Origin of the sequence: Pseudomonas sp. GV047 (assembly GCF_003058245.1) — a bacterium.
GTDB classification, from domain to species: domain Bacteria; phylum Pseudomonadota; class Gammaproteobacteria; order Pseudomonadales; family Pseudomonadaceae; genus Aquipseudomonas; species Aquipseudomonas marginalis.
Genome location: NZ_QCWA01000011.1, coordinates 194,227 through 215,665 on the forward strand (window position 1 = coordinate 194,227; position 21,439 = coordinate 215,665).

Genomic DNA, 21,439 nt, shown 5'->3' on the forward strand with positions numbered 1-21,439 from the left:
TCTTCACCCCTTCCTTAAGGCCTTTCCAGCAGACATCAGAGCTCCAGCGCCCCTTGCACCAGCGTCCTGCGCTTGAGCTGCTCCTTTGCTAAGCATGCCGTCGGCAATTGAGCCAACGCTATATCCTGCCCAGCTCATTGCAGCCAAAAACAACATCGGAAGCACGACGAACATTGCCCCCATCACGTACTCGATCACCTGCGCGGTGACCGTCCCATCCATAAGTCCGGATGTGGGCAGCGACAACAGCAGCTGATTGGACGCCGAAACCTGGTTGTACAAGGTATCGAGCATGCTGGAGTCGACCCAGCGGGCCAGTTCCCACCAGAAGCTCAGCATATGCAGTGTGAACAGTGCGAACGTCACCGTCATGACGGTCTTCAACTGGTAGGTACTGACCAATAGAATCAGCGGCAAGCTGATGATGATGCCCATGATCAGGAACGCCTGCACCATCGGTAGGGCGGCGCGTAGCGCATTCAGCGCCGGGAAGTTGCTGAAGGAGCCCAGTGCTAACCCGGTATTGGTGGCCAGATTATTGAGCCCCTGATTGATCGAGCCGCCACGGGCGCTGGAGCCATAGTCCTGGTACACCTGTCCGGGCGACATGGTCATCGATTGCTGGCGCGGACTGACCAGCTCACGCAGGGTGGCATCCTCGATCTCGTTGCTCGATCGGCTAGTCAACCAACCTTTTAGCTGAGTTAGCAGCGAAGGATCGACTTGCTCGATCAAGCGCTCGCGCAACCCGACACCGCTGTCGCTCCACCACTGTTTGCAAGTGGGGTAGCCCGCGCCATTCTCCAGCCGCGGCAGGGAAACATCGCGGTTGTCGTCATACGGCCAACTGACTCGCGGCGTTCGTGAGCGATCGGTGTCGTAGTAGCCGGGTGTGTCGAGCAAATAGCTTGAGCCGATCCAGGATGCGTCGTGACTTTGTGACTTGTCCAGTTGCGGGCGATTGGTAAACAACCGAGAACGGGAATAGCCGTAGCAGTCGCGAGTGAAGTCGGCGACTTCCTGCAGCAGCACCTGACTGTCGATGCGCGAGCTGTCGATCTCCATGCGCATTTGCCGGATATCCGGTGCGCAAGGGATGGAGGCGGTGGCCGCCGCAGTCACACCTTTGCTCAAGGCATGCACCAGAAACCACCAGATCGGCACGTTGGCAGAGCGTTCGCCGATGGTATTGAAGGTCGTCCCCCAGGCGGTTTCCGCAGGCTTGGCCACACTCACGCCGCAGCGCTGGCTCGCCGCATCGTCGAACGCCATTGATGCAAGACTCAACGGAAAGACGGGGGCGCAACCGAACAAGACGACGATGTAGGCGAGCCACAACCGGTTCTCGATCCGTGGCACCGAGAGCAGTCCCTTGTTGCCTTCATCCGCGCCTTGCTGACGGGCCGACAGCCATTCCTGGAGGATGATCGCACCGAAGGGCGCGGCAAACAGGCCAGTGTCGGACAGGACGCTCCAGAGGCCGTTGTTGATGATCCAGGCGAGTAGTGAGAGGTAAAACTCCAGGTAGCTGTTGGTACTCATGAGCATGGTGGTGGCCTCACAGTCGGGTGAGTTCGATGCAGGTAAAGAGCACGAGCCCTAGTGTCCCGATGCGTTTCACGCGCAGTCGATCCTGTGGTCGATGTCGGTAGCGTCGAAGCAGGTTCCACCAGAGCGCAAAGAGAGCGCCGTAGAGCAGGGCGCGCCACCACCGCAGATAAGACCGTACGGATTCGAATGCCTGCTGCCAGACTTCGAAACTACCCAGCGCAGTGCGGCCGATCCAGGTGACCAGTGCGGCGATTAGGATCATCACCGCAGCCATCCCCAGACCTGAAAGCAGAGTGAGAAACGGTGAGCGTTTCATGGCTCACTTGCGCCTGGCGTCAGCATCATTGAGTCGACCCGGCTCAGGGTCGCCTTGCTCGACGGTGCGCGAAGCATCAGCACCGCCGGCATGCCGATCGAGCACCAGGCTGGCGGTGTTGGTGGCCAGCATCTGCCGGACCTGCAGTTCGGTCTGCAGCAGGCGTATTTCGCGCTCCAGAGCGTCGATGTTTTTCGTCAAGGCGGTTTGGGCCGGCTCGGCGGAGGCGATGTTCGGTTCGTGACTGCCCGCCAGCAGCGTGCGCAGTAGTAGCAACGCTTTGTTGAGCACGCTGGACAAGGCCGTCTCACTGGCCAGGCGCCGTGCCAACAGATCCTGATCGGGATCGTCGCGCAGGGCTTCAACCACACCACGGGTCACCGGCAGCATCGGGCTGGAGGCTTTCGCCAGGTTGTCAGGGGTAGGCGGCAGTGAGCCCGACAGCAGCCCTTGCAGGGCCTTGAGACGTTCGCTATAGGCCTCCTGGATCAGCGGCGTCAATCCGCTGCCCGCGGTTGCACGCAGGGTTTCGCAGGTGTCACAGGTCGAGACTTCGCTCTCGCCCAAAACGCGAACGGCCCATTCGGATTCCTCTTGGGGCGAGGTCCATGTCTGGCAAATAGCACCGCCCAGGCAATCACTGCTACTGATCGAGGCACTGTCATCCACCGACCGGTTATGCAGCAGGTTGTAGCCCGCGCGCACCACGTCGGCGGTCACCCGAATGGGTGTCTGCCCGCTACCTCCAGCCTTCTGGCCGCCGACCCAGGACACCCCATTGTTACCGTTATGGGTCTCGGTGTTTTTCACCGCGGCCACTGCATCACCGCCGGTTTGCTCCAGGTTGCCCTGCATCTCCTGGTTTTTGGCCAGCGCGCCCCAGCCGGCCTGACCGACCTTGTCGGCCATTTTCTCGGCCATGGCCTGGCAGGTCAGCTTGGATCGGTCGAAGTCGATACGACCCTGCATCACCCCGTTACTGAGCAACTCATAGAGGCCGGGGTTGGCGCGCTGGATAATCAACGCCGGCAGCGACATCACGGCTTGGGTCGCGTTCTGCACAATGCTGCCCATGATCTGCTGGAAACCTTCGGTGACGCCGTTCAGCTGGTTTTGCAGGGTGTTGGTGAGGCTCATGTTTCCGCACATCATGTTCGCTCGCCAGGAGCCGCCGACACCGAGACCACTGGGTCGGTAGAGCGAACTCGGTGAGCCGACTGCCGAGCCGCCACCGATGGTGTACATCACTCGGTCGTCGAGTACTTCGCCTTGAGTGCCCAGACGGTAGTCGCCTTCGGCGGCGTGGGCATGGAGGACAACGGTCAGCAGTCCGTAGAGCAACAGACTCACCAAGACAAACCATGATCGTGCGAGAAGCCGACTCATGAAGCACCGCCTTCGAAGTCGATGCTGAACAGGAAGGTCTGTCCCTCACGTTTGCAGCAGCTATAGGGGCGCCACAGCGACCAGGCGTAGTCGCCATCCGCGCTCTGTAACGGATCGCTGGGGAAGATGGTGCACGTGGGCTGAACCTGGGGGTAGAGCAATTGCCATTTGTGGGTCGAAGCGTCGTTTTCAACGATCGGGCCAGGCGGCCAGTAGCCGTCGTGTTTGGCGGGCGTGAGGGGTAAGTACACATGCGGCTGCCAGTTGCGGGTCATCACATCGCCGGCCCGTTGCGCCATGACGGCGGCCGCCTTGAAGTCGTCGGGCTGTACCAGAAAACCCTGCCGGGGATAAACGTTGCCCCACATGTTTCCCGAGACCTGACGACCGACTTCACGGATTCCCGGCATGAGCGACTCGGGGTAAAAACTTTCTGGGATGCCATGGCGCCAGGCCAGTGAGTCCAGGGTGCTCAGGTAGTAGGGCATGAACGCCGTGGCACCGCTGGCGCAGGCGTAGCCGGACTGCGAAGCCAGTTGCGTCGCGGCCCAGCCACCGGGGTGGCCGATACCGTCGACGTTCTTGAAGCGAGGCAGGTTGTCGCGGCGGGTGTTCGGCGTGATCAGGTTACCGCCACCTTCCGCACCGCTGATGGGAGAGGAGAGGGTGGCCATCTCGGTCCAGGGGTTATTGCCGGTGGTGGCGTAGCTCGAGACCACCAGCTCAGGAATGAAATGACGAACCTTGGTTGAGGTTTTGACCTCGCAGCCGAAGGGTGTGCAGAGCAGCCAGAAACAAATGCCGACGACCCGGTATGCGAGGCAATTTGGCGAAAGCACAGAGGCGGTGATGCTGCCGGTATCCAGCGCCACGCTTGGGCCGCACGCCAGCAGGATGCTTAGCGCCAGGGGCCGTAGCTTTGTGGGCGAGATTGACGAGCAGGCAACAGGCATGATCCAGGCTCTCGGTGTATGGCCTGGGCAGGTTCGGTGACGGACTGAAGACTGTCAGTGGAAATTATGAAGGCGGATCTATCGGATTTGTGAGCTGTGAGACTATTATTTGACGTGAAGGGCGCTGCGCAGGGTGGCGGGTTTTGCAAGCAGTTGATCTGTGGTGATTTCGAGAATATTGGCGAGTTTGCACAGGACCAACAGCGATGGATTGCCCGTGCATCGTTCGATTTGACTGACGTAGGTGCGATCCACCTCGGCCATGAGCGCCAGTTGCTCTTGGGTCAGATTTTTCACGCGTCTCATCCAGCGGATGTTTTCCGACAGATGCAGACGAAGCTGTTCGTAGTTTTGAGTCATGCGCGCAAACTGCGCCTTGAGGGACTCTCAATCCACGGGATATAGTCTACATTGGCATCCAACTAGGCCATTTGATGTTCATGCCTGTTATCGAGCGTTCATTTGGTGTCGTTAAGCTTTTCGAGGTTGGATTCCACATCTAACAATAATTCAGACATCTAGGGTGTTTATGGACGAAAACTACATTTCAATTCCGGCGGCGGATGGATGCTCAAGTCTTCTGACGCCTTGGGGCAGCGAGTTTGCCCCGATGATCGAACGTGGCGTGAAATGTGCTCAGGCTTGGCTTGATACGCCCGGGGAGACTCCACTGTGGTGGGCGCTGGCGCAAACCCGCAAGACCTTTCCTGTCGGCGACTGCCAAGATGCTTTTGAAGCCGGATTCTTGTTGAGGATTCAGCAGCGGCTTCAGCGCGGTACACGGATACCTGTATCGACTTGACCACCCGTTTGCATTTAGCCTGGCCCATCGCATTGGCACAGGCCAGCAGGTTTCGGTCCTAAATCACTTTTGGTTTTTAGGTGCGGCGTTTTTGTCCCGATGTTTGCTCTGCGACTCGCGCTGCCCTCGACGAAAGCGAGCGGGCATCAGGTTGCGCAAGGAGTCTAGATATGTGGCAGCAACCCACCGATCTCTCTCATTTTCCGCGTCGGCAACCGCACCAGTATATCTTCAAGAGGGCACATCACGATGGTAAACAAACTCGATCTGCATCACGAAATGAAAAAGATGCTACGCGTAAAGACTGCCATTCTACGTCGCTCACCAGGTGATTCCCTCGCAGACATCGTCGCTTCTGATCGTGAAGCGTTCTCGGGCATTCGTGTGTTGTTCGCGAGTGATGAGGGAGGGGTTCCATTGCAAGCTTTGGGCCGGTCAGATAATCCAAACGTGCCCGTGGTTCCTCTATTTGCTGGAAAGGGAATTTTTGCATTTTCCGATGCTATCGAGAGGCAGATGAGGAGCGGTAGTGCGCCTTTGGAGTTTCCCTTTTTCTCACTACTCGATACAAACTTTCTTACTGAGTTACCTGGTTTTTTTCGTCATGAGGATTCGAGGCACCGCGAAAAGGTGCGGGCGACCTTGCAGTTCATTGAAGATCAAGGCGGGCGTGGTTTTGATTGGACGTTTGCGGCACTGGAAAACCTACGTGAAGTTGTAAAACCTAATAACCCTTGGCCGTACCAGAAAGTTGCGGCAGCAAAGATGTTTGATGCCATGATGCATATCCCCGAAGTTAGGGAGAGGGTGCTGAACGGGCATGCCGAACAGATTCAGGACTACATACCCGCAGCTGAGGAAATGTGGGATGCATTCTTGACCAATCGGGAGGCATGGGCCTGTATCCAACGGCGAGATATGATGCAGTCCATAATTTTACGCGCGATGCTGGAGTGCTGGAATGGCAAAAGCGTAGATGATGGTATTCGCTGCTTGGTGAATTTTTGTCTTGATAATTTTGACGTCATGCCCCTAAAGGAACTTTACTTCGGATGGAAGGCCCTGAGCGGATTCGCTGATAAGCAGAATAGAATGCCTATCTTTGACGAGCCAGCGTTGCGGAACCCGAACGGGGATTCGAATAATAGGATTTCCGCGCTTGCGTGGGACCTTTATATGTTTCGACATTGCGAAACGCTTATGACAGAAAAGAAGGGTAATCAATTCATGATTCCTGTTCTAACTACGCTTGATGATGGTTTGTTAAAAGCCATTAAGAGCTGTCCTCTGAGGGCGCTTTTGATTCATGATGAGGCTCGAAAAGTAGAAGCTATATTCGACGATGAGATGGAATTTTCCACTTGTCTAGATCGCGCGCTTTCGGATGAAACAAAGGTGCGAATAAATGACCCAGTACGTATGGCCAGACCGAAGCGTATTTCGAAGCATGATTTGAGTTATCTGATAAACAGCTTGGAATCAGAAGTGAAGAAGGCTGCTAAAGCAAGGTCACAACCAGGGTCGCATCATTAATAATAGAAAGTGGGGTTGCATTTGGCGGATATAAAAATATTTGAAGTGGCCCCGCGCGGGCGATGGCCAGCAACAGACCGCCCGGCTAAGTGTGGAACACGAATGCAATCTACTGTTCAGTTGTCGTGCAAACGTCTGGTCAGTTGCGATGCAATCGCAGAGTTCACTCTCTGGAAGAGCAATATCTGAATAGCTATTCCTATGTTGATTCTATTCCTCGCGCTCTATCGATCCGTTCAGCTACCCGGTAAGCCGCCTCCAACTCTGAGCAGCCGTTTTCCTGCATCAGTATCCAGCGCTCGGCTTTTTCCTCGGGCTCCGTCATGGCCAGGGCGAGGTAAAGACTAGGCGGCACAGCCCGAAATAGCGTTTCGAGCTTCTTCGATAGCACGACCCCTTCGGTGTATTTACCCGGCTCCTTACTGGCGGAGAGCAACAAGGCTTTTTGTGCCGGCGTAAGTTTTTTGAACCGTGCGATTTCCTCAATCTCCGCGGGCGGCATATTCAAACAAATCCACCATTCGATCATGTTGAGCATGGTCTGCGCAGCCGTGGGAAAATCGGCAAGGTTTTGCGTCGCCAGCCAGAACCAAGCGCCGAGCTTGCGCCACATCTTCGTGCCCTTGACCACGAAGGGCGCCAGCAACGGGTTCTTGGTGATGATATGGCCCTCGTCGGTGACCATGATGATCGGTCGGCCCAGGTACTGGTCGCGCTCGGCCAGGTTGTTTACGGTGTTCATCAGGCTGATGTAGCTGATGGACATCTGTGCCTCGTAGCCTTCGCGAGCGTAAGTGGCCAGATCGACAATGGTCACATCGCTCTCGGGCCAAGGCGTGCCCTCGCGATCGAACAGTTCCCCCTCGAAACCCTGGCAAAATAGGTCGATGGACTCGCCCATTTCCTGGGCACGCTCACGACGCTTCTCTGGCAAGTGCGGGTCGGCGGCGACGCGCAGCAAGGCGTCGCGCACGTCGCGGGTCAGCACCTGACGGCCCGCCGTGACGCAGGTCTGCGCCGCATCCAGGATGCACTCGCGGATCAAGCTGCGATCGGCTCGACTCAGGCGGGCTTCTTCCTTGGCCTCGCCGCCGGTGATCATCAGTCGGGCGGTGATTTCCAGTTCACCGAGAACATCGCGCTGGTCTCCGCGATTGGCTACAGCCTCATCGTCCAGCTCATCAATCGACAGACTCGCCACTTGATCCGGTTGCTCGACCAGGCGCCAGGCATCGGCGAACGGGGCGAGACTGACCGAGGCGCCAGGTTTCAATTGGACCTTATTGACCGACAGGCCCTGTGTCGCGAAGTAGTCGCCCTGCAAGCCGAATGAGTTACCGGCCTCGACGATAAACAGGCGAGGGCGGTACACCGCCATGACCTGCATCAGCAGGGTGACCAGGGTCGCCGACTTACCGGCACCGGTGGGGCCGAACAATAGCAGATGACCGTTCATGGCTCGGTCCAGGCGTGACAACGGATCAAAACTCAACGGCGAGCCACCACGATTGAACAGAGTGATGCCCGGGTGGCCGGTGCCGGCGCTGCGGCCCCACACCGGAACCAGGTTCGCTAAGTGCTGGGCAAACACCAGGCGGGTGTACCAGTTTCGCGTGTCGCGGGCTGGGTTGTAAGCCATCGGCAACCAACGCAGGTAACTGTTGCAGGCGGCGACTTCATCGCCTTCGCGTACCGGTTGCAGCCCCGCACCCAGCAGCGCGTTGGCCAGGCTGACCGAGCGCTGGTGCAATTGCTGCTCATCGTGACCGCGCACGTAGAACGCCAGCGTGCCGCGGTACAGCTTGTGCTGGCGGCCGATGATTGAGCGGGCTTCTTCGACATCCTGACGGGTCTGGGTCGAGGCCAGGTTTTCACCGATGGCTTTGCGGGCCAGGCGGTTCAACTGATCCTCGAGTACATCCTGGGGTTTGACCACCAAGGTCAGACTCATCACCGTACCTTCGGGTAACTGGTCGAACAGCGCATTCACCGCGTCGCCCTTGTGGGTTTCGCCAGTGAGTTGGCCAATTAGTGGTGCCCGCCGTAGCTTGTCCACGACCATCACACGATGGGGATGATCGTCGAAGTACCAGAGTCCACGCTGTACATCCGAACGCGGTTCGTTGAAGAACAACCTCTCGGCAAAATCGTGATCGAAGGGCAGTTCCAGCGACTCGCCATCTCCCGGCTCTGGATAGGCCACGCGGCGATAGAACTCTTCGGGGGCCTCACCGGTGAGCCTGGGTGCCGGATTGAACCAGGGCACTAACCAGGCATAAAGACGTCGGCCATCGACTCGCGTCGATTGCACCCCGCACGCCTGCAACGAAGCAGCGATACGTTCGCAAGCCTGATGCAGGGCTTGCACCGGGGTGAGTCCTGTCTCCTCAGCGTCAGACTCAAGCCAGCGATAGACCACCAGGCGCACTCGGCGGTTATTGCCACGCCAGGGCAGGCGTGTAACCACCTTATCCTCAAACAGACCACCGGGCTTGGCGATGGCCTTCAGATGACGGCGGCTAAGTTCCAAATACGCCTCGGTGAAGGCCGTCCCTCGCGCGGGGTCCTGAATATAATCGGTGAGCCGGGTCAGGTAGGGGTTGAAGTCGTTGTCGTCCTGGCAGAAAAACTGTGCTACCCAAGGCGCTTGGTCCAGCTCGTCAAAGCTGTCCTGCAGGGCATCCTCAAGGGCATCGCGGGCCGCCATCAACCAATCGGGTTCGCGCCCTTCAGTGCCGATGGGCAGTAATTCGAACACCGCGCCCACCGAGCGATTGTCATCGAGTAAAAAACACTGGTCGGTGTCGAGGTATTCGACCCATGGCAGGTGATCGGTGAAGCTGGGGTTATGCGCATAGAGTGCAGCTTCATCGGCCAAGGTGGCGCGAGGGCGCAATGGGTGGCGCCAGGCTTTCCACGCAGGAGTACGGTTGCCCGAATCGCCGGTACGCACTACAAGTCTTCCTGACGTTCACCCGGTAATGCGTACTGCACCCGTCGGTAAAACGGAAAGACTGTGGAGTAACCCGGAACCGGTGCCTGCTCGGTACCACTCAGGTGCGGATACACGTACAGCACCAGATCGGGATTGGGCAGGCGCGGGAACAAATTATGGATCTCGTTCGCCGCGGTGCGCGTGTATGGTTCCTGGAGAGCAACGGAGAAATCTGCCTGGGCCAGGGGACGGCGTAACTGTTGCCGAGCATCCAGCAGTTGCTGCTGAGTGCCTTGTGAGCCGGCGTCGTTCCAGATGTCCAGCATGGTTTGCTCGCCATGGTGCAGTAGCGTCTCCTTGTCGGTGGAGCACCCCGCCAGGACCCAGCAGAACACGCTAATCCAGATCAGGCAGGGAGGCATGGTCTTTTTCATGGCGAACGCTCCGGCCCTTGGGCTCGTAGTCGATGGTGATCTCATGGTCGAGGTGCAGCGCGACTTGGGCGGCTGGTGGTACGTATACGGCGGCAAAGGCTTCGCCATAGAGTTTGTTGACCCACTCGCGGATGTCGCTGACCCCACCACTGAGAATTGAATTCAGCGCGCTATTACCCGTGCTACTAGTGACCCCGAGCGTACTGCCGCCCGAACTGATCACGCTGCTGTTGTTCCGTTCATCCCCGAGCAGAGCGGCAACACCGGCGCCGGCCGCAGTGATGAGGCTCTGGCTGCCGAGGTACTGCTGGGCGTTCGAGCGACGTTCGCCGGCAATGCAAGGAATGCCATACGGATCGGACAAGTAGCCGAGTCCACCACGAATCTTGTCGGTGTTCGAACTCTGGGTGGTGGAGGCATTGCGGCTGGCGGCCGCCCTCGGCTGAGGCACCGTACGGATGGTGCCATCGGTAAACACAAAGGTGATTGACTCGACCTGCCCACGCACGCAGGACAGGGTCCAGTCACCGGACGCCGTGCCGCTCATCACGGCACCCGCGACGTCCGGCAGGTCGATGCCGTTGGCCGTCAGATTCTCCGGACCGACCAGCACCTTGAAGGGATAGGGATCATTCACGGTGCCGTCCACCGGGACCCGGCCAATCAGCGCGGTCATGGCGACTGAGCCCATCAATGTTGCGTTTTCGGGAATGGTGTAGACCGGCTTCGCGCCTTCGGTACGATCAGCGGAACGTGTCGGGTCACGCTCACCCTGGGTGACTGCACGTAGCTGTTTCTGGCTGCGATCAATAGCGTTATCTTTCAAGCCTTCCAGTGAGTTGAAGGCGGTAGGTAGACTCAATGCGGGGGAAGTCTTGGTTTTACCTCGGGCGTCGGTGGATGGCGCATCCGAGGGTTCAATCCACTGCAGCGCATCATTGGCAGAGTGCTGCCCTTCAAACTGAGCAACGTCGCCGGGCTCAAGCCCCAATCCGATCGGCATGTCCTTGCCTTTGCCGGTCAGCCCCGACAACTGGTCCTGCAATTGCGTTAACAGACCGCGAGCCTGACGACTGTCTTGTTCTGCTTTGAGTCGGGCCTCGTTGGCCTGGCGGCGACCTTCGTCGACCTGCTGCGTTACACCGCCGAGCGCTGTCTGGATACGCGAATCGACACTGTTTTCCCGCTCGCGCAGACGGTTGTTCTCCGTCTGCAGCGATTCATTGTGTTTCTTCAGACCGAGCATGTCGCTGCGCATGGCCTTCACCTGGCCGACCAGGGTGGCGACCGTGTCGCGCGGGGTATCACCCGCAATGCCGAGCGACTTGGCTTGCTCGGCGGATAACTGAATGTTGCCCTGATCAACTGGGTGCTCTGGAGAGGAACTGCTGCCACCCGCGACCCAAATTTTCAGGATAATCAGCACCACGGCCAGCAGCGCAGCCGGTACCAGCCATTTGAGCAAGGCGTTAGCGTTCATCGTCAGCACCTCGCGCAACGGGCGGAGGTAATAGCACCGCGTGTTCGAGGCCGGCACCGCGGGTGACGAGGTAGGCAATCGTGGTGTCTTCAGCACTGCCGACAGGTCCGAGGAAAGCATGCTGGAAGGCCGCGGCAAATAGCTTGGCCTGAAGCCGGCGCGGATCGAGTTGCACCGTCTCTGGACCACGATTGCGCAACTTCACCGCCGTCACCCAGTAATCACCGAGTCGCCAGGCGGCGACGGGCGTGCTGGACACGTTTTCGGTGGGCAGCAGGGTTGGCAGTTCGGTACGCAGCTTGAGCGGTACGCGACGGATACCGGGTAGGGATTCTACAGTGCGCAGCGGCGCGTACAGGCTCTGTGCGGCGTAGCGCGTCAAGGCGACCGGGATCGGCGTACGATCTGGAACAAGGACGGTGCTAGATTCCGTCTCGGTAGCCTGCACCGGAGCATTCTTGAGAATACGCACGGGCTCCAGCGGTTGATCACCAGGCGTGGCTGCGATGTCCAAGAGGATGATCTCGCCCGTTGTGACCGATTGCAGTTGCAGTCGGGTCGGGGCAATGGCTTCCGACGCGCGCAGGTACAGCGTGCCGCCAGTTGATTGTACGCGCAGCTTACCAGTCAGGGTTGAGGGCACGCCGACGCGAACAGCCTCATCGACAAAGATCACCCGCTCTTGATTGATCACCAATGGGACCGCAAGGGGGAGGCGTTCCCAGTACATCAACTCGACGGCCTGCGCTGCAGCTCCCCATAACATCAGTACGACGGTGAGTCCCAGGGTAGACATCCGCTTCATGGTTCACCTCCAGGCAGGGAGATTTTTTGCGGAGTGCCCTGATAACAATCCAGTGCCAGCCCCCACTTATTACGCTCGGGATCCAGGTCAAAACGCACCACGCGTAGTGGATAACGCACCACCACCCGTTTCACCGGTTCGGCGGCGTAATACTCATCGGCGTTGAGGTCGAGCTTGACCAGCCAGCTGTCGCGATCGAGTTGCTTGACCCTGAGTTCCGGATCTTCGCTGTAGCCTCGGCCCAGAATTTCGTAGACGCCACGTACCCGCTGGCGCAGCTCGCCGGCGGCCTTGCGGTACTCGTAGTCACCATCGAGGAAGGCTTTGCAGGAGGGGGTCAGGTAGGACTGCAAGCCATAGATGGCGCGGCGATAGTCCTGCTCGCCATCTGAGGGCCAGCGGTTGAGCTGACCAAAGATGTACAGGGCAAAGGCATAGACATTCTCTGAGGGGATATCCCACCACTTGCGGGTGCTGCCCGAGCGCAGATCCGGGGGAACATGCACGGTCAGGTCGGTCGGTGCCGAGCGCCAGCCATACCAGAGCCCGGCACAGACCAGGGCCAGAATCACTACCGCCAGACGCAGGCTGAAGATGTGGGCCTGTTGGGCATCCACCTTGTTCCGAAAACGACTCATGGTTGCCACCGGGACAGGGCAGGGCGCAGTCGACGCGAACGGCGAACCGTCCAGGCGCCGGAATGGAGAATCAAATTTCCGCGCCCGAGGCGCCAACGGCTGGCGAGTATCCATTCGAGCTTGCGGTACAACCAGGTCTCGGGGCGAGCCCGTTTGGCCCGACGCAGTAGTGTGCCACCGGCCAATAGCACCACCGCCATGCTTGCGATCATGCTGGTCGGTGCCACGGCAATGGAGGCGGTGGCGATCGCCAGAGGAACGCCCAGCAGCAGGCCAATGACGGCACCGGTGCCGAGCGCTACCCACATCTCATCATTGGTCAAACCACGCAATACGGCGGGATCACGATTGAGTCGCTCTGGCAGAAAAACCAAGGTGCCGTCGGCAAGGCGTTCGATAGTGTCGTTCATGCCGACCTCACAGAATCGCGGCAGCCTTGGTCAGGAACCAGATGATGATTACCACCAGCAGGGCTCCGATGCCGACTACGGCGCCGAGGTCTTTCCAGGTCTTGCGCTGGTTTTGCACGTCGGCATAGACGGTCAGGGAATGCCAAGCCACACCGAGAAAAGCGAGCAGGGCGATCAGCAGGCCGAGCAGGATGCCGCCGTCGTAGGCGTAGTTTTTGATCGTCTCGATCAACCCGGAACCTTCACCGCGTGAAGGCGCCTCCATGGTCGGTAGTTCGGCAAAAGCCAAACTTGGACCGAGCACCAGCAGCAGACCGATCACGCGCTGGTTCGTACGATCACGCAGGTTGTTTTTTAGAGGGATAAGGCACTTGAGCATGACGGTGATCTCCGGTGTTAGGACAGGGTGAAGAACATCAAAACCAGCAAGGTGAGAAGTACGCGTGCGGCACTTCCGCCAAACGCGCCGAAGCGGACGGTGCCGGCAGCCCATCCCCGGTAAGCCGTCCACATCACCCAGGCACACCACAGCAGGGTTAGGACCAAAGCCAGGGAAATCCACAGCGTCGAGCTGCTCTGCGGTGTGAAGCCGGAAGCGTTTTGGAAGGCAGCGGTCTGAGCTTCAGTCATGCTCATGGCGAGGACTCCACGGACGGGGTGTCGAGGCGATAATCGCCGACCAATTCAGTGGGATCGCGGGGTTGAGCGCGAGAAGGAGAGAGATAGCCCTGCACACCGTGACGGATACGCTGGATGTCTTGGGTCAATTGGACATAGTCGAAGCGGTAGCGCTCATTCGGTTGAGCGTTGCTGGATCTCTCGGCTTGAGCGGATAGGCGTTCGATAGTGTCGAGCTGCTGCTGGATCAGCTTGAATTGATCTTGTTCATGGGCGGAGGCGGCATAGCTACCGCCATGGACGATAGCCAATGAGATTAGTAACAAGCAGCGAACAAGGGTAGTTGGCATGATGTTGGCCCTTATGGATCTGAGGGCAGCATCAAGTCAGAGGTCGATTTCGTCAGTAACAAACCTGAGGTCTGATGTATCGTTTATTCTGGGGAGGTACGGGGGATGTTTAGTTACAGCTAAGTGCCCCTTTGATCTTTCGGAATAAAAGGCCGACAAAGGTCGGCCACACAACCATCGCGGCGGTCCAACTTAACTCAGTATCTATGCAGAGCTAAAGGTACCAGTACGATCATTCCGATCTAGAAGTAGTCGTGAGATACGTTCGCGCGTAATGAGGTGCCACAAGCAAGCAAGACTAGCAGTCTATCTTGAACGTTTGGTCGATGCGGCGATAAGGCGTAAATGCTGATTGATTGTATTAAAATATGTTTATCGGGAAGTTGGTAGTAAAACGGATTTCGTCCGCGTCAGCCCCCTTAACAGTGCTACGATATTTCCCTGCGAGCAGCACAAACGATAGCCCGCTGGCAGGGCCGCTTTGGACTACATAACTCGCAGCTACGTCATTCTCTATGGCTCGCCCGTCTATGTTGTTCCCATGGCCGTCCTTGTAGCCATCGGACCGGCCGGTACGTAGCATCACCTTCAGGCCTGGGTAGCCCCGCGCGACAAAGTCATAGTCATACCTGAGGTTTAACGTTTTTTCGTCTTCATGATTGAAGTCCGAAATCTGCATGCTATTGAACACCCAATAGGTCCCATTGCCATCCGGTCCGTGGTTCCAGTCCCCTTTCCCGGTTAGCCCCTGATAACCGAGGGTGAATGTGTGTGCCCCTAGGCCGTAAATCAAACGAAAGCTTGAAAAAAGGTTGTCCTTCTCTCCCTTCCGCTCCTCGCCAATACTCTTGGTATGGTAAAAGTTAGCGTCATAGGTCAAGGTCTGGCCTACCCCTAGCTGCTGAATATAATTCAGGTTGAGATAATACTTTTTCCAGAAATCATCGGTTTTGGCGTAATAGACGCTGCTGGAGAAACCAGGAATGACATCATCAAATTTGTACACGCCCCCCACATAATCCAAGCTTTTCAGGTGCTCGGTGTCGTAGTTCGATTGGTTACGGTAGGTTAAGCCCGTTATATGACCAGCATCGAGTTTGAGGTTTCGGATCTCCTTGCTCGATACGGTCACGCCGCGCGCCATTTCAAAAAGTGCCTTGGAGTCACTGGTGCTGAGAATAGGCAACTGAAGGAACTGGTCCCCAAGCTTAACTACAGTGTTCGATAGGCGCATTTTTGCTGCTGCACCGAACCTTGAGAGGTCATCCTTGGGGCCTTGGGAGTCGTATTCCAGATAGCCTGCTGGTCCGCCACTGGAATCGAGCTTGGCGGCGTATCCGCCAAACAAATCCGCACCGAAACCTACAGTACCCTGAGTGAAGCCAGACTCAAAAACGCCTGTGAAGGCCTGAGACCATTCTTGTAGGTAGTTGTAGGTGGGCTGCCGCCCCCTGAAGTCGCGGTTGACGTAGGCGTTACGAATATTGAGGTTCAGCTTGGATCCTTCGATGAACCCAGACGACTCGGATTGGGCACTTGCAAATACCGGCTGACAGGCTCCAAAAGAGCAAAGGATAGCCGACACGCCAAGCTTTTTAAAACTCATTTCGAAACTCCTAAGTTTGGTCAGCAATAACGGTTACATTAAGCATGCGCGAAACTGAACTCGACGCGCCTGCTATATGCGGAAGATGGTTCAAAAATCGTATTTTTGGCGAAGCTATGCGCACCACCTCAATACGAAGTGGTGTGCTTTCTTATCAACTCAAGTTGCGATGGTTCTTGTTGTAATGTTGCGGGCTAGCTCACTTCGAGCGGGTGTCGGAAACCGTAGAACTATACAAAGAGAAAAATCAAAACTTCGTAAGTTAGATTTCGGGTCGCTTACTCTATTGGTGAGCCAATTTTTATACTGATATCGTATTTTTGCACTTCTCCTGCCTGTAGCATAACGCCCTCATTTGAACTGCAATTGTTTGTAGCCGACCTCGCGGGTTCAAGTGCTAACGCATACACTCCTGCTTGGTATGCACGCCATACGCCAAAATCCGGCAAAGCATTACCAGGGAACGACAAGCTGACGCGAACACCGCCCGCCAAATGGTGATTGTGGAGCTCGACCGTGGTCCGTGTGCTTTGGCAGTCCACAGGGACTTGCTGGTAAAAGTCTCTGAAATTACTCGATGGTAGCTTGTCTTCGGCATTAAACGCCGCGCAAAATTTTTGGCAGATGTCACCGCTTATTTCTATATGCTGATTCAGAAATGGATAGCCGAAGTTAACGTGGTACAACAGCGCGTGAGATGTCGGACGAAAGCCAGCATTAGTGACGCGATCTCGCACGTTTATAGTGGAGCCGAACACATCGAGTGAGATGCGACGTTTGAGCACCAGGTTCTCACCGAATACGGCGCTTTGTTTAACGACCCCCTCAGCCCAAATGATTGGAACCTCTTCGTCCCATTCCACACCATAGCTGATCAGAGTGGCGCGCTGGCTGGAGATACGGCCGTGGAGAGGATAGAAAACCTGTTTGCGGTGCTTATGGATGAAGTGATCTGCTTCTCCATTTGTTGCACCGCCGATGTGGTCCAGCCCACACGTCACCATGAATCCGTCAAAGTTTCTGTAAAGACCGACACCATTCTCGGCGTCTGCCGGATGGGCAGGCCAGGGCATACCGTTGGCGCTGTTCCAGCCTAGGTTGATCCCACGCCAGGTCGCGGCACTGATATCGAAGCCACGATCCAGCGCGATCTCTATGCCAATACCGGTACCGTTGCGAACAAGCAGCAGGCGCTGCCCTCGGCCTGGCCCGTCTTCTACCTGGACCAGTCGAATATCTGCAACGCCCCGGCCATCCACAGTGAGTTCCCGTAACTTGTCATTAGGCATATGGATGCCGGAGCGAGACAGATCAGACATGGGTTCTACCCGTTTGGGCTGCGTTCATTTTTTCCAGCAATGGCGTGACGCTCTTGAGGAAGTCCTCACTGCCACAGGCCCAACGTAGCTTCTCGTCCAACCCGGTATTTTTCCAATCAACGGAATGGACTGCGCCAAGGTTTCGCAGAATCGGTACCGCTGCCATGACGTCCCAGGTCGAGTCGCCCAGTGATACATAGCCGTCTGTTTCACCCATCGCTACTTCGATGAGCGAAAGGGTCGCTGATCCGCCCATACGGAAGGCGAAATCCAAATCCTCTATCACGAAGCGGACGACCTCGAGGCGATCCGCGGTTGGGACGGATGGATGGAAGCTGATCCCAGCTGATCCTTGGGAAGGGATCAATGGCGGCAAAGCTGCCATGGCGATTCCGTTCATTTGTGTTTCGTAACCATCTCCACCACTGAGCATCAGGTCGCGGACAGGCGCATAGATGACCCCGAAAACTGGCTGGTCATTTTCAAACAACCCGATTGAGATCCCCCAGTTTTGGCCACCTCGAACAAAATTGAAGGTGCCATCAATTGGATCGATTACCCAGGTGCGTCCTGTAGTGCCACGGATTTCTCCACCTTCTTCACCGTAGATGCTGTCGGCGGGAAAGGCCTCCAGCAAACTCGCGGTCAGGAGCGCTTCGACCTCCCTGTCAGCGGCAGTAACCAGATCGAGATGGCCCTTGGACTCCACCTGTACATTTGATAACGAGGAGAAATGCTTAAGGGCTACCACTCCTGCGTCACGAGCAATGGACTCCATTACTTTTCGATCGATTACATCTGGCGACCAAGTGGCGCGCATATCATTTACCATTTGCTTCGTCCTTGATTGCCGCCACCAACTCAACGTCGTCACAAAGGAGTTGGTCCATCCAGCCGTCACGCACCCAGCGAACAACCTCAGCTCGTACGTCCCAGCCGTAAGCCCGCAGTGGCTTGAGCAACTCCGGTTTAGGCAGGTACATGAACGCAGCAATGCCGGCCTCTTTGAGCTGCAGTGCTTCACCACTTGCGAAGTGGGGAAACTCTATATTCATAGCATCCAGGTTCGCTTGCTTGGCTAGTGCTGCGGGATCGATCATCCGCGAGTGAGAAATGCCAACGGTGGGCACCTCCGGAATGGCCTTCTTCAGATCTCGCAGTTGCGCGAAGTCGAAGGACGAGAACTGCATCAGGTCGGCACACCCTAGCTCGTCGATCAGAGCCCTGAGCTTGGGGAAAAAAAGGTGGTTCTGGTTATAGGTCTTGATCTCAACCTGGTAAATGATCCCGTGCTGGCGAGCAAACTGCAGCGCGTCGCGCAGGCGTGGGACTGGCTCGCTGTGGTACTCAGCGCTGAACCAACTGCCGGCATCAAGCTTGGTAATCTCGGCGTAGGTCATCTTGCTAACTAAGCCACGACCGTTGGTAGTACGGTCAACCGTGTCGTCGTGGAGCAGGATCAGCTCCCCATCGCTTGTCATCGCCAGGTCCGTTTCACAGGTCACGCCTACTCCGCCGAATTCACGGGCCTTTCTGAATGCCGCGAGCGTGTTTTCAGGCGCCCCGGCGCTATGACCACGATGCCCGGCAACTCGGATCGTCTCGGGCGTCATCATTAGTGGGTTCATCTCATCTCCTCAAAGTGTTTTTTTAGGCAAAAAGGGGCCCGTGCGAACACTATCCATGTATGGATAGTCGCAGTGCCTTCCTTGTTTTTAGGCGGCTCCTACTCTCGCTTCATATGAAGCGAGATCAGGCGCGGGGTTAACCGACCACGATAAATTTTTTCCGCAGGCGCTCTGGCGCGCTATTGATGATGCCCTGCGCGCCTTTGTCAGTGACGATGGTGTCAGCTTCTTCAATCTTCATGGTCACCGACAGGCTCGACTTGGTAAATTTTGAATAGTCAGCGACGACAATTACTCGCCGTGATACCTCAATCATTGCTTTTTGGATGCCCGCGTTCACTGGGCAAGTCGTGCAAATCAGACCACGCTCCAAGTCGACAGAGCTTGCGTTTACGAACAGTCGGTCGACGTTGAATTGGCGAACAAAATTTTCCGCCAAGGGACCACGGTATGAACGATTCATGTCAGTGAACTCACCGCCCACCGAGTAAACCTTGTGCCTGTTATGGCGAATCAGCTCATTGAGGATATCAACGCCATTGGAAATGACAGTCAGGCCCTTATGGCCGGAAAGAAGCTTTGCTATTTCAAGTGCGGTCGTGCCAGCGTCGAGCAGGACGGCGTCACCATCTGCCACCATTCCTGCCGCGATACCTGCAATGGCGGCCTTTTGGGGCAGGTTGGACACTGCGTGAGTTGCGTGGGGCGCTTCCTGGGCCACCTGGTTGATACTTACAGCACCACCGTGCGTTCTACGCAGCAGGCCACCCTGCTCAAGCTCATCCAGATCCCTCCGGACGGTGGCCACAGATACATTGAGTCGCTTCGTCAAGGAGCTGATGTCGAGGAACCGCTCCTCGTTCACCAGCTCGACTATTTTGGTCTGACGCTCTTCTGCAGTGTTCATCGCAAAGCCTTCATTTCAACAGTTTTTGACGTTTTCCGAGCGTGTGAGCGAAATAAATCATTGGCGGTATGACAGCTCTGAGCCACGTTCAACTAGGTTCCAACGCATGATCGATTGCGATCATGTGAGCGAAATGTATCGCGACTTTGTTAACGCTCTGTGACAGAGCAGCATTGAATCTTCAAAACGCCAATCGCGACTAACCCCCAGCTGGTGCTGGGTGAGCGCTTGATCTTCGGGACTCCCAGTCACAGATGTAATGCAGTGCTGTGATGAGCGATGTATTGCGTGCCCTACAGCGTGCCAGTGACACAAATATGCAATGAAGCTGTTACCTGAATTTCACACAGCAGTGCCAAGGTACCTCCAAATTTTGAACATGCGCGATTTCGCTCATGGTCACTAACCGATAGAGGAACACATGATGTCCATGGTGAATTTGCGTCGTAGCTTGATGGCCGCTCTAGTAGGCCTCGCGGTAAGCGGACATACATTGGCAGCAACCGAAATCACCTTCTGGCACTCGATGGATGGGATTAATGGTGAGCAGATCGACTCCTTGGTGTCGCGCTTCAACCAATCGCATCCGGACTACAAGGTCATTGCGTCCTTGAAAGGCGATTATGAGCAGAGCCTGGCAAATGGGATCGCTGCAGTACGGAACGGGAAATCACCCGACATTCTTCAGGTTTATGATCTTGGCACCGCTACGATGATGTACTCCAGAGCGGTTGTTCCAGTGCATCAGCTTTTCAAGGATCAAGGGATTCCGTTCGATCAGAAGCAATTTCTGGCACCTGTAGCGGGCTACTACAGCGATTCGAATGGCGATCTGGCTTCTCTGCCTTTCAACAGCTCAACACCTGTGACGTTCTACAACAAGGACGCCTTCAAAAAGGCAGGCCTAAACCCGGATCAGGCGCCGCGGACCTGGCAGGAAGTGCAGAAGGATGCAGCCGCCCTTCGCAAGGCTGGCATGACCTGCGGATACGCATCCGGAGCTATGGCGGTACAGCACATCCAGGTCTACAGCGCTTGGCATGCATTGCCTGTAGCCACCAAGAACAACGGCTATGACGGGCTTGATTCGTCTCTCGTGTTCAACAACCCAACCGTAGTCGCTCACATTCAAATGCTTGCCGACATGTACAAGGCCGGTGACATGTCCTACTACGGCCGGAAGGACGACGCGATCAGCAAGTTCTACAGCGGCGATTGCGGCATCGCCACCGTATCCTCCGGCTCCCTGACAACCGTCCGGCGTTATGCGAAATTCGATTTTGGTGTCGGCATGATGCCCTATGACGAAGGAGTGCCTGGTGCGCCTCAGAACTCTCTTGTGGGCGGGGCCAGCCTATGGGTGATGAAGGGCAAAAGCCCAGATACCTACAACGGGGTCGCACAGTTCATGCAATTTGTTACACAGCCGGAGAATGCTGCGCAATGGCACCAGAAGACCGGCTATGTACCTGTAACAAAAGCTGCCTATGAGCTCACCAAGCAACAAGGTTTCTACGATGCCAATCCGGGCGCCGATGTCGCTGCAAAGCAGCTGCAGAACAAAGATCCTTTGCCTTTCACTAAAGGCGTGCGCGTAGGAAGCCTGCAGCAGATCAACACCATCATTAGTGAAGAGCTAGAAAAAGTTTGGGCGGGTGCCGCTATTCCGCAGGCTGCGATGGACAGCGCCGTTACACGCGGCAACGAGCAACTGCGTCGCTTCGAGCAGCAAGTGAAATAGTCCAGCTTTGCAGGCAATCCGATTCAC

At 56.6% G+C, this 21,439-nt stretch carries 22 protein-coding genes; 3 read left to right on the forward strand and 19 right to left on the reverse strand.

The window, feature by feature from the left end:
* Nucleotides 1–3 precede the first annotated feature (3 nt).
* The 5 genes from C8K58_RS25125 to C8K58_RS25145 form a co-directional block, all read right to left on the reverse strand.
* Nucleotides 4–1,548, reverse strand: a complete 1,545-nt coding sequence (locus C8K58_RS25125) for a conjugal transfer protein TraG N-terminal domain-containing protein (protein ID WP_108574531.1) — start codon at nt 1,546–1,548, stop codon at nt 4–6.
* Between the two features lie 10 nt (nt 1,549–1,558).
* Nucleotides 1,559–1,867 carry a hypothetical protein gene (locus C8K58_RS25130; RefSeq protein ID WP_108574532.1) on the reverse strand — a complete coding sequence of 103 codons (309 nt, stop codon included), beginning with the start codon at nt 1,865–1,867 and terminating at the stop codon, nt 1,559–1,561.
* A 3-nt stretch (nt 1,868–1,870) separates the two neighbouring features.
* Nucleotides 1,871–3,253, reverse strand: coding sequence for an integrating conjugative element protein (locus C8K58_RS25135; RefSeq protein ID WP_108574533.1), 1,383 nt, complete (start codon nt 3,251–3,253; stop codon nt 1,871–1,873).
* Entirely contained in the window at nt 3,250–4,206 is a 957-nt protein-coding gene (locus tag C8K58_RS25140) for a TIGR03756 family integrating conjugative element protein (RefSeq protein ID WP_108574534.1), read from the reverse strand. The genes C8K58_RS25135 and C8K58_RS25140 overlap by 4 nt, the downstream gene beginning before the upstream one ends.
* Nucleotides 4,207–4,311: 105 nt before the next feature.
* The gene (locus C8K58_RS25145) at nt 4,312–4,566 is read right to left on the reverse strand and encodes a helix-turn-helix domain-containing protein (protein ID WP_108574535.1); all 255 of its coding nucleotides are present in this window, start codon (nt 4,564–4,566) and stop codon (nt 4,312–4,314) included.
* A 169-nt stretch (nt 4,567–4,735) separates the two neighbouring features.
* Between C8K58_RS25145 and C8K58_RS25150 the strand changes: the two genes are divergently transcribed.
* Entirely contained in the window at nt 4,736–5,008 is a 273-nt protein-coding gene (locus tag C8K58_RS25150; protein ID WP_080377261.1) for a LasR-specific antiactivator QslA, read from the forward strand.
* Between the two features lie 249 nt (nt 5,009–5,257).
* Nucleotides 5,258–6,541: a hypothetical protein gene (locus tag C8K58_RS25155; RefSeq protein WP_108574536.1), complete on the forward strand. Its 1,284-nt coding sequence runs from the start codon at nt 5,258–5,260 to the stop codon at nt 6,539–6,541.
* Nucleotides 6,542–6,740: 199 nt separating this feature from the next.
* Here C8K58_RS25155 and C8K58_RS25160 read toward each other — a convergent pair whose 3' ends face one another.
* The 14 genes from C8K58_RS25160 to C8K58_RS25225 all read right to left on the reverse strand — a co-directional run bounded on the left by C8K58_RS25160 (nt 6,741) and on the right by C8K58_RS25225 (nt 19,671).
* Entirely contained in the window at nt 6,741–9,494 is a 2,754-nt protein-coding gene (locus C8K58_RS25160) for a conjugative transfer ATPase (protein ID WP_108574537.1), read from the reverse strand.
* Nucleotides 9,494–9,910, reverse strand: coding sequence for a TIGR03751 family conjugal transfer lipoprotein (locus C8K58_RS25165; RefSeq protein WP_054092833.1), 417 nt, complete (start codon nt 9,908–9,910; stop codon nt 9,494–9,496). The genes C8K58_RS25160 and C8K58_RS25165 overlap by 1 nt, the downstream gene beginning before the upstream one ends.
* Nucleotides 9,873–11,390, reverse strand: a complete 1,518-nt coding sequence (locus C8K58_RS25170) for a TIGR03752 family integrating conjugative element protein (RefSeq protein WP_108574538.1) — start codon at nt 11,388–11,390, stop codon at nt 9,873–9,875. The genes C8K58_RS25165 and C8K58_RS25170 overlap by 38 nt, the downstream gene beginning before the upstream one ends.
* A complete protein-coding gene (locus C8K58_RS25175; protein WP_054092831.1) occupies nt 11,380–12,195 on the reverse strand; it encodes a TIGR03749 family integrating conjugative element protein in 816 nt (271 codons plus the stop codon). Before C8K58_RS25175 ends, C8K58_RS25170 begins: the two co-directional genes overlap by 11 nt.
* Nucleotides 12,192–12,833: a PFL_4703 family integrating conjugative element protein gene (locus C8K58_RS25180; protein ID WP_054092830.1), complete on the reverse strand. Its 642-nt coding sequence runs from the start codon at nt 12,831–12,833 to the stop codon at nt 12,192–12,194. The genes C8K58_RS25175 and C8K58_RS25180 overlap by 4 nt, the downstream gene beginning before the upstream one ends.
* Nucleotides 12,830–13,243, reverse strand: coding sequence for a TIGR03750 family conjugal transfer protein (locus C8K58_RS25185; RefSeq protein WP_054092829.1), 414 nt, complete (start codon nt 13,241–13,243; stop codon nt 12,830–12,832). The genes C8K58_RS25180 and C8K58_RS25185 overlap by 4 nt, the downstream gene beginning before the upstream one ends.
* A gap of 7 nt (nt 13,244–13,250) precedes the next feature.
* A complete protein-coding gene (locus C8K58_RS25190) occupies nt 13,251–13,622 on the reverse strand; it encodes a TIGR03745 family integrating conjugative element membrane protein (RefSeq protein ID WP_054092828.1) in 372 nt (123 codons plus the stop codon).
* 17 nt (nt 13,623–13,639) lie between these two features.
* The gene (locus tag C8K58_RS25195; protein WP_054092827.1) at nt 13,640–13,879 is read right to left on the reverse strand and encodes a TIGR03758 family integrating conjugative element protein; all 240 of its coding nucleotides are present in this window, start codon (nt 13,877–13,879) and stop codon (nt 13,640–13,642) included.
* Nucleotides 13,876–14,211 carry an RAQPRD family integrative conjugative element protein gene (locus C8K58_RS25200; protein ID WP_054092826.1) on the reverse strand — a complete coding sequence of 112 codons (336 nt, stop codon included), beginning with the start codon at nt 14,209–14,211 and terminating at the stop codon, nt 13,876–13,878. The genes C8K58_RS25195 and C8K58_RS25200 overlap by 4 nt, the downstream gene beginning before the upstream one ends.
* Nucleotides 14,212–14,572: 361 nt before the next feature.
* Nucleotides 14,573–15,817: an OprD family outer membrane porin gene (locus C8K58_RS25205; protein ID WP_108574539.1), complete on the reverse strand. Its 1,245-nt coding sequence runs from the start codon at nt 15,815–15,817 to the stop codon at nt 14,573–14,575.
* Nucleotides 15,818–16,095: 278 nt separating this feature from the next.
* Nucleotides 16,096–17,136, reverse strand: a complete 1,041-nt coding sequence (locus C8K58_RS25210; protein WP_108574540.1) for an aldose 1-epimerase family protein — start codon at nt 17,134–17,136, stop codon at nt 16,096–16,098.
* A complete protein-coding gene (locus tag C8K58_RS25215; protein WP_218279011.1) occupies nt 17,129–17,968 on the reverse strand; it encodes an inositol monophosphatase family protein in 840 nt (279 codons plus the stop codon). The genes C8K58_RS25210 and C8K58_RS25215 overlap by 8 nt, the downstream gene beginning before the upstream one ends.
* Complete coding sequence (locus tag C8K58_RS25220) at nt 17,958–18,764, reverse strand: glycerophosphodiester phosphodiesterase family protein (protein WP_108574541.1); 807 nt, start codon at nt 18,762–18,764, stop codon at nt 17,958–17,960. The genes C8K58_RS25215 and C8K58_RS25220 overlap by 11 nt, the downstream gene beginning before the upstream one ends.
* A gap of 136 nt (nt 18,765–18,900) precedes the next feature.
* Complete coding sequence (locus C8K58_RS25225; RefSeq protein WP_108574542.1) at nt 18,901–19,671, reverse strand: DeoR/GlpR family DNA-binding transcription regulator; 771 nt, start codon at nt 19,669–19,671, stop codon at nt 18,901–18,903.
* Nucleotides 19,672–20,095: 424 nt separating this feature from the next.
* On the opposite strand from C8K58_RS25225, the gene ugpB reads away from it, so the two are divergent.
* Nucleotides 20,096–21,412: a sn-glycerol-3-phosphate ABC transporter substrate-binding protein UgpB gene (gene ugpB, locus C8K58_RS25230; protein WP_108574554.1), complete on the forward strand. Its 1,317-nt coding sequence runs from the start codon at nt 20,096–20,098 to the stop codon at nt 21,410–21,412.
* The last annotated feature ends 27 nt before the right edge of the window (nt 21,413–21,439 follow it).